The organism is Bacillus sp. OTU530 (assembly GCF_038440375.1).
In genome coordinates this window covers 1-298 of record NZ_JASATP010000182.1, presented here as the reverse complement: position 1 = coordinate 298, position 298 = coordinate 1, and the positions used below count along the sequence as shown (strand labels likewise).

Sequence of the window (298 nt, the reverse complement as noted above, 5' to 3'; positions counted from 1 at the left end):
TTATGATTCCATCATCTTCTGTCTCCCAAAATTGATTATTAATCTCTATATAATCACAAAATTCCCTTGTGATTTCTTCTCTTTTTACGATGGGAATTTCTTTGTTGGAGTAGATATATAGGTCATAATCAGAGTTTTCATCTTGAATGTTGGTTGTATGGGAACCCGCAAGTAGTATTGCTTCTACCTCCTGTAATTGTGAAAATTTATTTACAATAGCATTTAATGTTGAATAGTCTTTAAACATTTCTCTGGCCTCCTCTTTAATTTGGTGAATTATTTTTTACCCAATTTTCCT

1 protein-coding gene is annotated in these 298 nt (G+C 31.2%); it reads right to left on the bottom strand.

Features of this window, described 5'->3' with window-relative positions:
* Window positions 1-247: nucleotidyltransferase domain-containing protein (locus AAHB12_RS31540; RefSeq protein ID WP_342048969.1), on the bottom strand; the 247-nt coding region annotated here is incomplete at its 3' end.
* Window positions 248-298: the final 51 nt, after the last annotated feature.